The organism is Streptomyces sp. NPDC037126, assembly GCF_055605965.1.
The window spans coordinates 108,028-121,907 of the sequence record NZ_JBVJTD010000015.1 but is presented as its reverse complement, the minus strand read 5'-3'; the positions used below and the strand labels follow the sequence as shown (position 1 = coordinate 121,907).

At 74.0% G+C, this 13,880-nt stretch carries 13 protein-coding genes; 11 read left to right on the top strand and 2 right to left on the bottom strand.

Features of this window, described 5'->3' with window-relative positions:
* Window positions 1-327: 327 nt before the first annotated feature.
* Window positions 328-1,134 carry a CAP domain-containing protein gene (locus ACZ7FF_RS29155; RefSeq protein WP_470815713.1) on the top strand — a complete coding sequence of 269 codons (807 nt, stop codon included), beginning with the start codon at window positions 328-330 and terminating at the stop codon, window positions 1,132-1,134.
* Between the two features lie 12 nt (window positions 1,135-1,146).
* On the opposite strand, the gene ACZ7FF_RS29150 is transcribed toward ACZ7FF_RS29155, so the two are convergent.
* Window positions 1,147-2,649 (bottom strand): IucA/IucC family protein, encoded by a 1,503-nt coding sequence (locus tag ACZ7FF_RS29150; RefSeq protein WP_470815711.1) that lies wholly within the window; start codon window positions 2,647-2,649, stop codon window positions 1,147-1,149.
* A 140-nt stretch (window positions 2,650-2,789) separates the two neighbouring features.
* Between ACZ7FF_RS29150 and ACZ7FF_RS29145 the strand changes: the two genes are divergently transcribed.
* Genes ACZ7FF_RS29145 through ACZ7FF_RS29135 form a run of 3 tightly spaced genes read left to right on the top strand, consistent with a single transcriptional unit; the run spans window position 2,790 to window position 6,397 of the window.
* Window positions 2,790-4,316 carry an IucA/IucC family protein gene (locus ACZ7FF_RS29145; RefSeq protein WP_470815709.1) on the top strand — a complete coding sequence of 509 codons (1,527 nt, stop codon included), beginning with the start codon at window positions 2,790-2,792 and terminating at the stop codon, window positions 4,314-4,316.
* A gap of 9 nt (window positions 4,317-4,325) precedes the next feature.
* Entirely contained in the window at window positions 4,326-5,588 is a 1,263-nt protein-coding gene (locus ACZ7FF_RS29140; protein WP_470815707.1) for a VWA domain-containing protein, read from the top strand.
* Window positions 5,588-6,397 (top strand): hypothetical protein, encoded by an 810-nt coding sequence (locus ACZ7FF_RS29135; protein ID WP_470815705.1) that lies wholly within the window; start codon window positions 5,588-5,590, stop codon window positions 6,395-6,397. The genes ACZ7FF_RS29140 and ACZ7FF_RS29135 overlap by 1 nt, the downstream gene beginning before the upstream one ends.
* An 89-nt stretch (window positions 6,398-6,486) precedes the next feature.
* Here the strand turns inward: ACZ7FF_RS29135 and ACZ7FF_RS29130 are convergent, their stop codons facing one another.
* Window positions 6,487-7,113 carry a winged helix-turn-helix transcriptional regulator gene (locus tag ACZ7FF_RS29130; protein WP_470815704.1) on the bottom strand — a complete coding sequence of 209 codons (627 nt, stop codon included), beginning with the start codon at window positions 7,111-7,113 and terminating at the stop codon, window positions 6,487-6,489.
* Between the two features lie 81 nt (window positions 7,114-7,194).
* Between ACZ7FF_RS29130 and ACZ7FF_RS29125 the strand changes: the two genes are divergently transcribed.
* From ACZ7FF_RS29125 to ACZ7FF_RS29095, 7 genes are all read left to right on the top strand, one after another.
* A complete protein-coding gene (locus tag ACZ7FF_RS29125; RefSeq protein ID WP_470815702.1) occupies window positions 7,195-8,406 on the top strand; it encodes a pyridoxal phosphate-dependent aminotransferase in 1,212 nt (403 codons plus the stop codon).
* 152 nt (window positions 8,407-8,558) lie between these two features.
* Window positions 8,559-10,388, top strand: coding sequence for an FG-GAP-like repeat-containing protein (locus tag ACZ7FF_RS29120; RefSeq protein WP_470815700.1), 1,830 nt, complete (start codon window positions 8,559-8,561; stop codon window positions 10,386-10,388).
* Window positions 10,389-10,407: 19 nt separating this feature from the next.
* Window positions 10,408-10,956 (top strand): DUF4232 domain-containing protein, encoded by a 549-nt coding sequence (locus tag ACZ7FF_RS29115; RefSeq protein ID WP_470815698.1) that lies wholly within the window; start codon window positions 10,408-10,410, stop codon window positions 10,954-10,956.
* A 110-nt stretch (window positions 10,957-11,066) separates the two neighbouring features.
* Entirely contained in the window at window positions 11,067-11,663 is a 597-nt protein-coding gene (locus ACZ7FF_RS29110; RefSeq protein WP_470815697.1) for a histidine phosphatase family protein, read from the top strand.
* A gap of 103 nt (window positions 11,664-11,766) precedes the next feature.
* Window positions 11,767-12,390, top strand: coding sequence for a hypothetical protein (locus ACZ7FF_RS29105; protein WP_470815695.1), 624 nt, complete (start codon window positions 11,767-11,769; stop codon window positions 12,388-12,390).
* Window positions 12,391-12,457: 67 nt separating this feature from the next.
* Entirely contained in the window at window positions 12,458-12,880 is a 423-nt protein-coding gene (locus ACZ7FF_RS29100; protein WP_470815694.1) for an acyl-CoA thioesterase, read from the top strand.
* A 487-nt stretch (window positions 12,881-13,367) separates the two neighbouring features.
* Window positions 13,368-13,844 (top strand): helix-turn-helix domain-containing protein, encoded by a 477-nt coding sequence (locus tag ACZ7FF_RS29095; protein ID WP_470815899.1) that lies wholly within the window; start codon window positions 13,368-13,370, stop codon window positions 13,842-13,844.
* The last annotated feature ends 36 nt before the right edge of the window (window positions 13,845-13,880 follow it).

The window sequence follows — 13,880 nt, the reverse complement described above, 5'->3', positions numbered from 1 at the left end:
TCACAGCGAAGTCGGCCACTACGCAGGCCGGGTAGTAGACGGGGCTCCGGCGACATAGGGGATTTGTCCGTCTTGCCACGGGTGTGGGTCCCGTTCGGGCGAGGGGACGGCGCCCGAACGGGACCCGCCCGCATTCGTTCGCCATGCCGCGTTTCTGACGGCGCGCCAGCAGAGAGCAAAGATCACATATGCGAAGTCGGCAGTTCTCGGCCCGCCTGACAAGAGTCGGCCCCGCCTACGAAGCGGCATCGTAGGAAGCCACCTTTGCGTTCCGTGTGAAGCCGTCCCGAGAATGAGCGCCCGGCGATCACCGAGTGAGGTTGGCGAATGGGCAAGCACCGCAAAACGCAGTTCTACCGGCGAATAGTCATCGCCACCGTCGCGACCGGCGCCGTGGGCGTGCCCTCCGTCGCGCTGGCCTGTACCGACTGGCCGGCCGGCACCGCGGACCCCGCCGACGTCGCCGCCACGGCCACCACGAGCACCCCCACACCGCAGTGGCCCTTGATCCACAGGCATCACCACCGCAACGTTCATCATCACTGGGCCGCCGCGCCGCAGACCGCCGCGACAGCCACGCCCCCGGCTCCCGCTCAGCCGGGCACCCCGCAGCAGACCGCGGCGCCCGCGACGGCCGCCCCCGAGGCCCCCGCCGCCCCCGAGGCCACCGCCTCGGCCCCCGCGGCCCCCGAGGCGACCTCCGCCGCGCCCGCCGCTCCCGCCGCGCCGAGCACCCCGAAGGCCACGGCCACGGCGTCCGGCGTCACCGCGCAGATCCTGCAGCTCGTCAACACCGAGCGCGAGAAGGCGGGTTGCCAGGACCTGACCCTGAACGCCACGCTGACCAAGGTCGCGCAGGCCCACAGCGACGACATGGCGGCCCACCAGAACATGACGCACACCGGTTCCGACGGGTCGTCCCCGGGCGACCGCATCACGGCCGCCGGCTACGACTGGAGCAGCTACGGGGAGAACGTCGCCTACGGCTACGCCACCGCCGGAGACGTGATGACCGGCTGGATGAACAGCCCCGAGCACCGGGCCAACATCCTCAACTGCTCGTTCAAGGAGATCGGCGTCGGTCTCGCGCAGCCGGGCAGCTACTGGACCCAGGACTTCGGCACGGCTCGCTGACCCCGCCGCGGGTCAGCGGCCCGCCAGCGGGTTCGGCAGGGGCAGGTAGCGGGCGGCGGCGCCGTCCGCGCCGGTCCAGCGCAGCAGCAGGTTGGTCTTGCCGGGCAGCGTGGGCGAGGCCAGCAGGGCCGGGATCTCCGGCAGGTCGTGCCGGGCGAGTTCGCGGCGGGCGGCGGGCCACGGGTCGAGACCGCGATGGTGTTCGGCGAGGGCGCCGGCGATCTCGGTGAGGTGGTTGACGACCAGGCAGTACACCAGCCGCTCCCAGCCGGCCGCCCGCGTCACGTCCGGCAGCAGCTTGGCGCCCTCGGCGTCCCGGAACAGCGCCTGCACGGGCGTGCCGGCCGCGTCGACCGCGACGAGCGTGTTCTGCAGGTGCGCCTCCAGGACGACCCCGTGGTCCTGGAACGCGGCGAGGGCGGGCGGGACGACCTGCCGCAGATAGGCCTCCCACCAGGCTTCCGGGGCGTCGGCGGCGGCCAGCGGGGTGCCCTCGTAGCCCTCCGCGAGGCCCGCGGCGAGCAGCGGGGTGGCGCCCGGCAGGAGATGGCCGCGCAGACCGTCCCGGACCAGGACCGCCAGCTCCTCGAAGGCGAAGGAGGCCGTGCGGTAGCCGCGGTCGCTCAGCCAGCCCGCCGACGGGCCGAGCGCCGCGAAGGCCTGCTCGGCAGCGGCGTCGGTGCGGCGCAGCCGCAGCAGGTCGTGGCGCCACAGCCGGCGGATGTCGTTGGTGATGCGGACGTCGAGGCTGAACTTCAGGAACAGGTCGCGCCGGGGCTCGTACACCGTCCGGATCGCGGCCGTCGGCCAGGTGTCGAAGGCGGTCGTGCCGAGCCGGATCAGTCGGCCGTCCTCGAAGGCGGGGGCGAGGTCGCCGCCGACCAGGTCGAGCTGCCAGGGGTGGGCGGGCAGCAGCCGGTAGCCGGGGGGCGCGGCGCCGAGGGCGTCCAGGGCGCGGGTGTCCCCTTCCTCGGTCACCTGGTCCTCGCGGACGCCGAGCAGCACCAGCGGGAAACGGGCGTGGGCCTCCGGGGCGTAGGGCAGCCAGGAGGCGACCGGGCCGCCGCCGCGCGCCTTGGGGGCGGGGTGGTAGGGGTGGCCGGTGAGCAGGGACTGCTCGGAGCGCAGATACGGGTCCTCGGGCGCCGTCGCCCGGGCGCGGGCGGTGAGCAGGGCGGCGACCGCGTCCCGGCTGTCGATCATCTCGGCGGGCAGGTCCCCGCCCGCCAGCCCGGTGTTCCGGCGCAGTTCCTCGGCGACCAGTTTGACCAGCTCGGGGTGGCCGATCCGGTGCCAGACCCCGGCCACGCACACCTCCGGGTCGGCCGGGCGCCGCCCGGGGCGCACGCGCAGCAGCCGCCCGGTGCCGGGCAGCCGGTGGACCGGCCGGTCCCCGGTGCCGGGGACGGGCTCGGCCACCTCCCGGAGCAGGCAGTTGAGCAGGGGGGCGGCCGCAAAGGCGTCGGCGCGCCGGCCGACGTCGTCTGCGGGAGGCTTGAGGTCCACGCGATCCATTCGTTCTTCGTCGGGGGCCCGGATCGTTCCGCGTCCCGGGGCCCGAATCGTTCTTCGCCAGGGGGCCCGGACAGACTCAGTATGTCTTCTGTCGTACCTGACCATCGTGCCGCGTGCCGCGCGCAACCGAGGAGCCGTCCGTGTCCCAGTCCCCCACCGCCGAGGCCGAGGTCGCCGAGGAGCTGGCCGCCGTCCGGCCCGGTCTGCTGCCCCGGTACGCGGCGGAGCTGCCGGGCGCCCGGGCGGCCGTGCTGACCCGGCTGTGGCGGGCGCTCGCGCACGAGCCGCTGCCGTGGCTGGCCGGCCGGGAGCGCGGGGCCCACGGTCTGGTCCTGCGGCTGGCGGACGGGCGGACGCTGCACGGCCCGCACGCGGATCCGTACGCCACGAGCGCCTACGTCACCGGCGTCCGCCTCGACCGCGAACACCACGACGATCCGGCCCGGCTGATGGAGGCCCTCGCGGTGCCGCACGCGTCCGCCTTCGCGGTGGAGCTGGCGCACAGCGTGGCCTCGTCGGCGCTGTCGCGGGCCGATGCGGATCATCCGAAGGAGTGGCCGCCGGGGGGCTCGGCGAGGGACTGGGAGTGGGAGCAGCGGGTGGTGGACGGGCACCCGTTCCACCCGGGCTGCCGGTCCCGCCCCGGGTTCTCGGTGGCGGACCAGCTGGCGTACGGCCCGGAGCACCGTCCGGTGGTACGGCTCGGCACGGTGCCGGTGCCGGCCGGCGAGTGCCTGGTGACCGGGGAGTGGCCGGAGGAACTGCGGGACGGGGAGCGGCTGTTGCTGCCGGTGCATCCCTGGCAGGCGGACCATGTGCTCAAGCGGCCGTACGACGACTGGCGCCCGGCGCACCCGCTGATGTCGCTGCGCACGCTGGCCCTCCCCGGCGGCCCGCATGTGAAGACCGCGCTGAGCGCCCGGCTGACGTCCTCGGTGCGGGGCATCTCCGCGTACTCGGTCGGGGCCGCGGCGACGCTGTCCTCCTTCGCGACGGAACTGGCGGGCCGCACCGACGGCCTGCTGCACATCACCCGCACCCTCGGCGCGGTCACCGCCCACTCGCCCGATCTGGCCGCGCTGCTGCGGGAGTCGCCCGAGGTGTACGCGCGCCCGGGCGAACAGGTCCTGCCGGTGGCCGCGCTGGCCACCACCACGCTGCCGGACTCCCCCGGCTGGCTGGCCGAGTTCGCCCGTCTGGCGCTGACGGTGGGCCTGCGCCTGCTCGACCTCGGCGTGGCCCTGGAGGCGCACGGGCAGAACCTGCTGGTGGTGGTGTCGGCCGACGGCACCCCCCGGCGCCTGGTGTACCGCGATCTCGCCGACATCCGGATCAGCCCGGCCCGGCTGACCCGGCACGGCATCACGCCGCCCGCCCTGACCGGCCGTCTGATCACCGACGACGAAACCGCCCTGCGCCGCAAGCTGTTCGGCTCGCTGCTGGCGGGCGCGCTGGCCGGCACGGCCGGGTCGGGACCGGCCCTCGGGCCGGCCCTGGCGGCCGCCCTGCCGGATCTGCCGGACACGTCCGACCTGGCGGCGCTGCGCGAAGGGCCGGTTCCCGCGAAGGCGTTGACGCTGATGCGGCTGTCCCCGGGGACCCCGGGCGACCAGTGGGCCGCCCTGCCCAACCCGCTCGTTTTGGAGCACGACGCGGTTGATCAATAGGATCCGGCGATGATCAGAAGACAACGGCTGGCGGCAGGAGTGTGCGCGCTGCTCGCCGCCCTGACGGCCGGGCTCGCGTTCCCATCCTCGGCGGTCGCCGACGAGACGGAGCAGGCCGCTCCGAAGGTCGAACTGGTGCTGGACGTCAGCGGTTCCATGCGGACCCAGGACATCGACGGCGGCACCCGGATGGCCGCGGCGAAGCAGGCGTTCAACGAGGTGCTCGACGCGACCCCGCAGGAGGTACGGCTCGGCATCCGCACGCTCGGTGCCAACTACCGTGGCAACGACCGCAAGGAGGGCTGCAAGGACACCGCGCAGCTCTACCCGGTCGGCCCGCTCGACCGGACCGACGCCAAGACGGCGGTGGCCACGCTGCAGCCGACCGGCTGGACACCGATCGGGCCCGCGCTGCTGAAGGCGGCGGACGACCTCAGCGGCGGCGAAGGCACCCGCCGTATCGTCCTGATCAGCGACGGCGAGGACACCTGCCAGCCGCTCGACCCCTGCGAGGTGGCACGGGAGATAGCCGCCAAGGGCATCGGCCTGACCATCGACACCCTCGGCCTGGTGCCGGACGCCAAGACCCGTGCCCAGCTCAGCTGCATCGCGGACGCGACCGGGGGCACCTACACCGACGTACGGCACAAGCAGGAACTGTCCGACCGGGTCGGCCAGTTGGTCGACCGCGCGGCCGATCCGGTGGTGGCGCCGGTGGCCACCGAGGGCGCGGCGCAGTGCGAGCAGGCGCCGACGCTCAAGTCCGGTCTGTACACGGACCGCGAGGAGTTCGGGCAGCAGCGCTGGTACAAGGTCGACGTCGCCCCCGGCAAGGAGCTGCGGACGTCGGTGAGCGTGGCGGACGACCGGGCGGTGAACCCCGACTACGGCGTGCTGCTGCGGGCGGTGACCCTGCACGGCCGGGAGATCGTGCGCGGTGAGGCCGCCGGAACCGGCCGTACGGATGTCATCTCCACCGGTCTGCGCTACCCGAAGCCGGAGAGCGACGACGACAACGCGCCCGCGGAGACCGTGTGTCTCCAGGTCACCAACTCCTTCTCGGCGGCCGCGGGCGTGAAGACCACGCCGGGTCTGCCGCTGGAGCTGACCGTCGACGTGGTGGACGGTCCGGACCAGGCGCACGACGTGGCCGCCTTCGGTCTCGGGCGCGGCTGGTGGCTGCTGGGCGCGCTGGTACTGGCCGGCTTCCTGGCGGGCCTGCTGTGGGGCTGGCTGTCGCGCTGGCGGGTCGCGGTCTGGAGGACGAACTGATGCGGATCACACGTGTGCTGGGCGCCGCGCTGCTGGCGCTCGGGCTGGCCGCGGGGCCTGCGGTCGCCGACTCCTCGCCGTCGCCGAGCGCCTCGGGCGACGGCTCCCAGGAGGGCGGCGCGCCCACCCGGGCGGGCACCTCCTTCCGTACGGCGACCGAGCTGGAGCAGGGGCAGCAGGGGACCGCCTCCGGCTCCACCGGTGACTACATGTACTGGTCGTTCCCGGCGGACACGGGGCAGCGGCCGACGGTCCACGCGACCGTCAAGCTCCCCGCGACGCACGGGGCCGAGACCTGGCAGCTCGACGTGTACGACGGGCTGCGGCGCCGGCAGGCCTGCCAGTACGGCGCGTCGACGAACACCGCCGGGCAGGACGCCTCCTCGGTGGAGCTGGCCTGTGTGCTGCGCACCGTGCGCGGCTGGTCGGAGCCGTGGGCCGACGACCCGCTGCCGGGCACGTACTACGTCCGGCTGACGGTCGTGGCCCTCGATGCCTCGAACCTCGGCCAGCCGGTGGGCGCCGAGGTGCGCGCCGACTCCAAGGACATCGGCGGCTCGGCGGCGGTGGACGGCTCCCTGGGCAAGCCGCTCGTCCCCGGGATCGCCGTCAAGTCCGAGGAGAACCAGGACGGTTCGAAGAAGACGGCGGTGCTGTCCAGCTTCGGCTCGCACGACGGGTGGTCGTCCGGCTGGTGGACCGACCGCTGGGTGTGGACGGCGATCGGCGGCATCCTGGCCGCGCTCGCCGGGATCGGCGGATACGCGCTGACCCGGGGGTCGGGGCGCCCCTCCCGCGTCCCGCAGTAGCCGGACAGATTCCGCTCGGCAGACGGACAGAAGGCCCGCTCCGGCGGGCCTTCTTCGTTCGCCCACCGCTCCTGGGCGGCCGGCCGCGGTCAGGCGTCTCGCAGCGCCTTGGCCAGGGGGCCGTCCCCGGTGACCGTGACCCGGCCCGCGCGGACCTCCTCCGGCAGGCTCGACTCGCCCCGGGCGACGGCCTCGCAGACGGGCGCGTCCATCGTCAGCCGTGCGTCGGGCTCGCCGGGGGCGGGGCCGTCGCCGTACGCAGGGGCGCCGTCCGGCCCGAGCCTCAGATGGAAGTCGCCCTCGTCGAGGTGCACTTGGACGACGCCCTCGCCGTCGAGCGCCCGCAGCAGGGGCAGGGCGAACCAGTGGGCCCGGACGGCGTCCGTGGGCCGCCGCTCCCCCAGCTCGGCCTCGCCCCATGACCCCAGCGCCTGCAGGACGGGCAGCAACCCGCGCCCGCGGTCCGTGAGTTCGTACACGAACGCGGCCCCGGGCGGAGGCAGCCGGCGACGCGTGGCCAGCCCGTCGCGTTCCATGTCCTTCAGCCGGGAGGCGAGTACGTCCGTGCTCACGCCGGGCAGGTCCGCGTGCAGGTCCGTGTAGCGGCGGGGACCGCCCAGCAACTCCCGGACGATCAGCAGGGTCCAGCGGTCGCCGACCAGATCGAGGGCGCGGGCCGCGGAACAGTACTGGTCGTAGCTTCGGCGAGGTGGCATGCGACGCAGTCTAGACGCGTTGTTGGACTTTCCAAGCTGTCACTTGGTAAAACCAAGCAACACGAGTTCCCGGAGGGGCGCATGGAGTTCCGGCAGTCGAACAAGCTCAGCGAGGTCTGCTACGAGATCCGCGGCCCGGTGATCGAGCACGCCAACGCGCTGGAGGAGGCGGGGCACAGCGTGCTGCGTCTGAACACCGGCAACCCCGCGGCCTTCGGCTTCGAGGCACCGGAGGAGATCCTCCAGGACATGATCCGGATGCTCCCGCAGGCGCACGGCTACACCGACTCCCGCGGCATCCTGTCCGCCCGCCGCGCCGTCGCCCAGCGCTACCAGACCGCGGGCCTCGAAGTGGGCGTGGACGACGTCTTCCTGGGCAACGGCGTCTCCGAGCTGGTCTCCATGGCCGTGACCGCGCTGGTCGAGGACGGCGACGAAATCCTCATCCCGGCCCCCGACTTCCCCCTCTGGACGGCCGCGACCACCCTGGCCGGCGGCAAGGCGGTCCACTACCTCTGCGACGAACAGGCCGACTGGAACCCGGACCTGGCCGACATGGCGGCGAAGATCAGCGACCGCACCAAGGCCGTGGTCATCATCAACCCGAACAACCCGACGGGCGCGGTCTACCCGAAGGAGGTCGTCGAGGGCATCCTCGACCTGGCCCGCCGGCACGGGCTGATGGTGTTCGCCGACGAGATCTACGACCAGATCCTCTACGACGACGCCGTCCACCACTCGGCCGCGGCCCTCGCCCCCGACCTGGTCGTCCTCACCTTCTGCGGACTGTCCAAGACCTACCGGGTGGCGGGCTTCCGCTCCGGCTGGCTGGTCGTCACCGGCCCCCGGCAGCACGCGAAGGACTACCTGGAGGGCCTGACCATGCTGGCCTCCATGCGCCTGTGCGCCAACGCGCCCGCCCAGTACGCCATCCAGGCCGCGCTCGGCGGCCGCCAGTCCATCCGCGAACTCACCGCGCCCGGCGGCCGGTTGCACGAGCAGCGCGACGTGGCCTGGGAGAAGCTCAACGAGATCCCCGGGGTGTCCTGCGTGAAGCCCAGGGGCGCCCTGTACGCGTTCCCCCGGCTCGACCCCAAGGTGCACGCGATCCACGACGACGAGCGGTTCGTCCTGGACCTCCTGCTGCGCGAGAAGATCCAGGTGGTCCAGGGCACCGGCTTCAACTGGCCCTCCCCCGACCACTTCCGCATCCTCACCCTGCCGCACGCCGACGACCTGGAAGCGGCCATCGGGCGGATCGGGCGGTTCCTCGGCGGGTACCGGCAGCATTAGCCCGTCCGGTGCCGTTCGTGCGAAGATCACACCACATGATCAGGGGGGACCCTCACGAAGGCCGGGCGCACCGGCCGCCGGTGGATGCCTGACCAGCGTCGCGCCGCCGTTCCCCCTGGCTTCTTTCCGTCGGATCAGGGGGAGCAGCACCATTGTCGTACCGAATACGCTGGACGTCCGTCGCCGTCGCCATGACGTGCGGGGCGGCCCTCGGGCTCGCGGCACCGGCCGCGCAGGCGGCGCCGCCCTCGCAGGCGGCGCCGCCCTCGCCGCCGGACCCGTCGGCCGGTCAGGAGGCCCGGCAGGCGGCCCGGTTCTGGACCGCGCAGCGCATGGCGGACGCCCGACCGCTCGACCCGGCGCGCAGGGCGCCGCAGGGGCCGGGCCAGTCGCTCGCGGCAGCCGGCAGGCCACAGGGCACCCTGTTCGGCGGGAGCCCGCTGGTCGGCACGTTCTTCGGCTCGGACGGGCCGGGCGGCACCACCTGGCACTGCACCGGCAGCGTGATCGACACCCCGGCGCGTGACGTCGTCCTCACCGCGGCCCACTGCGCGCTGGGCATGAAGGGCGACTACGTCTTCGTCCCGAAGTTCGTGAAGGGTGCCTCCCCCGACCGGCAGCCGTACGGGATCTTCCACATCCAGCGCCTGTTCACCGACCCCAGGTACGTGCCCGACAAGGGCTCGTCGACCACCAAGAAGCCCTGGTCCGACCTGGACACCGCGTTCGCCCGGGTCTCGCCCAACCAGCAGGGCAGGACGCTGCAGGACGCCGTCGGCGGCGGGCTGACCTTCACCCGGCCGTCCGGCTACACGCAGAAGAACGTCACCGTGGTCGGCTACCCCTCGTACCGGCACAACGGCGCCGGACAGGCCGTCAAGTGCACCGTGCCGACGACACAACTGCCCGGCTACCGGCAGATGTCGATGACCTGCGGCGGCTACTACGGCGGCGTCTCCGGCAGCCCCTGGATCACCGACTACGAGGACGGCGCCCGCACCGGCCACGTCATAGGCAACCTCGGCGGCTACAACGGCGGCGGCAACGACGCGGACGTCGACTACATCAGCTACGCACCGGCGTTCGGCTCCGACGCCCAGAACCTGCTCGCCGACGCGGTGGCCGGCCAGGACCCGCCCAGCGGCCTGCCACCCTACAAGGGCCTCGCGGACGTCCTGCCGGGAGGCGCGGCCCGGTGGCGCACGGCCTCGCTGATGACCGCGGGCGACTACACCGGCGACGGCCTCGACGACCTGCTCGTCGTCTGGTCCGACGGCGGGGTCACCCTGCACCCCGGTGACGGCAAGGGCGGGTTCACGGCCGAGAAGCGGCTGGTGAAGCCCAACTCCACCTGGACCCACGCCCGTTCCGTCACCAGCGGGGACTTCGGCGGCGACGCCCGCCCCGACCTCCTGGTGCGCTGGTCCGACGGCGAGGTCTCCCTGTACCCGGACACCGGCGCCGGCGGCCTCGGCAAGGAGGTCCAGATGGCGAAGCGGGACTCCGTCTGGAAGAACGCCGTCCAGCTCACCGCGGGGCAGTTCCACGGCGCCCAGGGGGCCACCGACCTGCTGGTCCGCTGGAGCGACGGCAGCCTGACCCTGTACACCGGGGTCGGCCCCCGCCCCTTCGGCACCGGCAGGCGGATCCTCGCGGCGAACGGCACCTGGGCCAAGGCGGCGCTGCTGACCGGCGGGGACTTCGGCGGCGCGGACGGCTCGGACCTGCTCGTGCGCTGGGCGGACGGCTCGCTCGACACCTTCACCGGCACCTCGGCCACGGGCCCCGGCACCAGGTCCCATGTGCTCGGCGCCAACGGCACCTGGCCGCACGCCCAGGTGATGACGGCCGGCGACTTCACCGCCGACCACCACGGCAACGACCTGGTCGTCCGCTGGTCCGACGGCGAGACCACGCTGTACGCCGACACCGCGGCCACGGCCCTCGGCACCGAGAACACGCTGGTCAACCCCGGCAAATGACACCCTTGAAGGGGGAACCGTGCGAGCGACGACCCGGCTGACCGGCCCACTCGCCCTGCTCACGGCCGGCCTGGCGCTGACGGCCTGCGGCTCGACCACCCGCGCCACACCCCACGCGTCCGACGCGTCCGCACCGCCCTGCCGTACCGCCTCGCTGAAGTGGTCACTCGTCCTGCCCGGCGGGAGCGACCACGGCGGCGCCCGGCCCGAAGCCCGGCTGACCGCCGTCAACAAGGGCCCGGGGGCCTGTGTGTTCGACGGCTACCCGGGCGTGGAGATCCACAACGGCAAGGCGGACAGCGTCGAGGGCGCCGGTCACGGCCACCCGGCCGCCCTCACCCTGCCGGGGAAGGCCGCGGCGACCGTGGACCTGCGCTACACGCCCGGCGGCGCGAAGGGCGCGGACACCTGGTGCGTGCGGCAGAACGAGGCGGTGGTCTCGGCACCCCACGACTCCGCGCGCACCACCGTCCCCGTGACGGACGCGCACCACAGGCCCACGTCGATCGACGCGTGTGGCGAGACCATGGTCATGCGGCCGCCACGGCGCACGCCCGACCCGTCCTGACCTCCGGGCCGCCGTCCCCACCGGGGCCGGCGGCCGTCCGGCCCAGTCCGGGCTGCGCGGGGCCGGGGCCTGTGGCAGCGTGCTGACAGGCGACTGGGAAGGGCGCTGACGTGGGTGACCTCTTTCTCGTCCGGCACGGTGAGACCGAGTGGTCGCGGTCCGGACGGCACACCGGCTGGACCGACGTACCCCTCACCGAGCAGGGCCGGGAGGAGGCACGCCGGCTGATGCCCCTGATCCGCCCGCACCGGATCGGCGCCGCGTTCGTCAGCCCCCTGGAGCGGGCCCGGGAGACCGCCGAGCTGATCGGGATCCACGACGCCCGGGTGGACGCCGACCTGCACGAGTGGGACTACGGCGGCTACGAGGGCGTGACCACCGTGGAGATCCAGCGGAGCCGGCCGGACTGGTTCCTGTTCACGGACGGGGTCGCGCCCGGTCCGCCGGAGCACCCGGGCGAGACCCCGGAGCAGGTCGGGGAGCGCGCCGACCGGATGCTGGGCAAGGTCGACGCGGCCCTCGCCGACACCGAGGGGGTCGTCGTGCTCGTTGCCCACGGGCACTTCCTGCGCGTCCTGACCGCCCGCCGCCTGGGCCTGCCCCCGCAGCACGGCGCGCTGTTCCAGCTGGCCACCGGGACCCTGTGCCGCCTCGGCACGGAGCACGCGCGGCCCGTGGTGGCGGGGTGGAACATCCGGCCCCGCTGAGCGCCCCGGCGGTCCAGGACCGTTGTCAGAGCCCGGTCGTAGGCTGCACATGAGCCGCCCCCGTGGCGGCCGTGTGGCCGCGGACACCGGGAAGGAGCGCGCCGTGACCCGACCGCCGACCGCCGCCCAGCGGCGGGTGATCGACGCCGCCGACCCGGTCACCGGTCGGCTGCGCGGCACGGACGCCCAGCTCACCGCCCTGGTGAGCCGGGGGCTCGCCTTCCGTCACCCGCGGCCGCCGCACGACCACTTCCTCACGCCTGCCGGGCACCGGATACGCGAGGCGGTGCCCGCGCCGCGGGAGGCGGAGCGGGTTCCGGCCGCGGGGGTGTTCGCGGCGAGCGTCGGCGGTGCGGAGGAGGACGTGCCGTCCGGTCCGGGGCGGCTGCGGGAGGTGCACAGCGCCTGGCAGGGGCTGCTGGAGCTGCGCCGGATGACCAATCCCGACGGCGCGGTGGACCGGCCGTGCGGCTGGGAGCGCGGACATCTGGTGCGGGCCGCGGCCCTAGCCCTGGAGGCAGCCGGGCACCGCCCGGCGGGCGCGGGCACCGACGGCTACCGGGTCCGGGCGACCGCGCAGCCCGAGGCGGTCGCCGTGTACGCGCCGGACGCGGCGGCCCTGGCGGACTGCGCGGCCACGCTGGAGCGTGCCGGGTGGCAGCCGGGCGAGTACACCGAGCCGCGGACCCGGGTGCGCTATCTGCTGGCCTCGCCGCGGCGGGTGTGACGCACATGCAAGGATCGGCGGGTGCGGTGCCCGCGCCGCAGTGCGTCGTACACGAGAAGGGGAAGTCGTGAGCGAACCGTTTTCCGTCCGGGTCACCGTCCGCGGTTACGAGACCGATGTGCAGGGCCACCTCAACCAGGCGGTGTACCTCAACTACGCCGAGCACGCCCGCTGGTCGCTGCTCCAGTCGGCCGGGCTGACCCAGGCCCGGCTGGTCGGGACGGGCGTGGGACCCGTGTCGCTGGAGACGACGATCCGCTATCTGCGTGAGCTGCTCGCCGGTGACGAGGTCGACGTGACCTGCGTGTTCGAGTGGGGCGGCGGCAAGACCTTCCGGATCCGCCAGGAGCTGCGCAAGACGGACGGCACGCTGGCGGCCGAGATCACCGCGGTCGGCGGCCTGCTCGACCTGAAGGAGCGCAGGCTGATCGCCGACCCGGACAAGGTCTTCAAGGACCTGACCACCGACCCGTCCCTGTTCGGCCTGTAGACCGCCCCGGGGCTGGAACGCCCCCGGTGGTCCTCGGCCCACTCCCGGAAGGATCGGGCCGGTCGGTTCAGTGCCTTCGGCACGTCCTCGGTGACCAGGGCGTTGCCGCCGGCGCGGACGTACGCGATGCCGGTCAGGACGCCCTCCGCCCGTGTGTCGTCGAATCCCCAGGCGGTGCGCAGGAAGTCGCGGGCCTCGTCCGGCGACAGGTCCCGGGTGCCGACCGGGCGGCCGAGGACCGAGGCGAGGACGGCGGCCTGGCCCGGGGCGCTGATCGCCTCGGGGCCGGTCAGCGTGTAGGTCCGCCCCGCGTGCCGGGCGTCGAGCAGGGCCCGCACCGCGACCTCGGCGATGTCGCGCGGGTCGATCACGCCCGACGCCCCGTCACCGGTCATGTTGGGCACCGGTTCTCCCCGGCGGACCGCCTCCGCCCAGCTCAGGGTGTGTCCCGGCCGCGGAGCTGGTCGGCCGGGTGGTGCCGTTGCGGATGCTGCCGGGTGAGATCCCCCGCCGGCTCGCGGCCGAACTGCGCCGGCTGGAGGTTCCGGAGGCGGTGCCGCAGCTCGCCGAGTCGCTGTCCGGGCTGCTGACGGACGCCGTGGAGCCGTCCCGAACGGCGCTGCTGCGGGCGGGAGTCGAGGCGCTGTCGGTCCACCCGGACCGCTCTCCCCCACGGGTTGGTGACGTGGCCCGGCAACTGTCCTTCAGCGAAAGGCAGTTGCGCAACCTCTTCACCGACGGCGTGGGTGTCTCCCCCAAGCACTACGCCCGTATCGACCGTGTCCGCACGGTCGTCGCCCAGGCGGAGAGCGCGCCCTGGGCCCGGCTCGCCGCCACCACCGGCTACTACGACCAGTCCCACATGACGACCGACTTCCGCGCCCTGATGGGCGTCCCGCCCCGCTCCTCCTTCACGGGCCGGCTGCCCGCGCTCTCCCCCTGCCGGGCGGCCGCCCGGCGCTGAAACGGGATGCGCGGGACGGCCCCCGCCTGCCATGAT

What these genes read in the sequence shown, in the direction of transcription:
- ACZ7FF_RS29155 (WP_470815713.1), top strand. Translation starts at nt 328, where the DNA reads ATGGGCAAGCACCGCAAAACGCAGTTCTACCGGCGAATAGTCATCGCC.
- ACZ7FF_RS29140 (WP_470815707.1), top strand. Translation starts at nt 4,326, where the DNA reads ATGATCAGAAGACAACGGCTGGCGGCAGGAGTGTGCGCGCTGCTCGCC.
- ACZ7FF_RS29150 (WP_470815711.1), bottom strand. Translation starts at nt 2,649, where the DNA reads ATGGATCGCGTGGACCTCAAGCCTCCCGCAGACGACGTCGGCCGGCGC.
- ACZ7FF_RS29135 (WP_470815705.1), top strand. Translation starts at nt 5,588, where the DNA reads ATGCGGATCACACGTGTGCTGGGCGCCGCGCTGCTGGCGCTCGGGCTG.
- ACZ7FF_RS29095 (WP_470815899.1), top strand. Translation starts at nt 13,368, where the DNA reads ATGCTGCCGGGTGAGATCCCCCGCCGGCTCGCGGCCGAACTGCGCCGG.
- ACZ7FF_RS29125 (WP_470815702.1), top strand. Translation starts at nt 7,195, where the DNA reads ATGGAGTTCCGGCAGTCGAACAAGCTCAGCGAGGTCTGCTACGAGATC.
- ACZ7FF_RS29130 (WP_470815704.1), bottom strand. Translation starts at nt 7,113, where the DNA reads ATGCCACCTCGCCGAAGCTACGACCAGTACTGTTCCGCGGCCCGCGCC.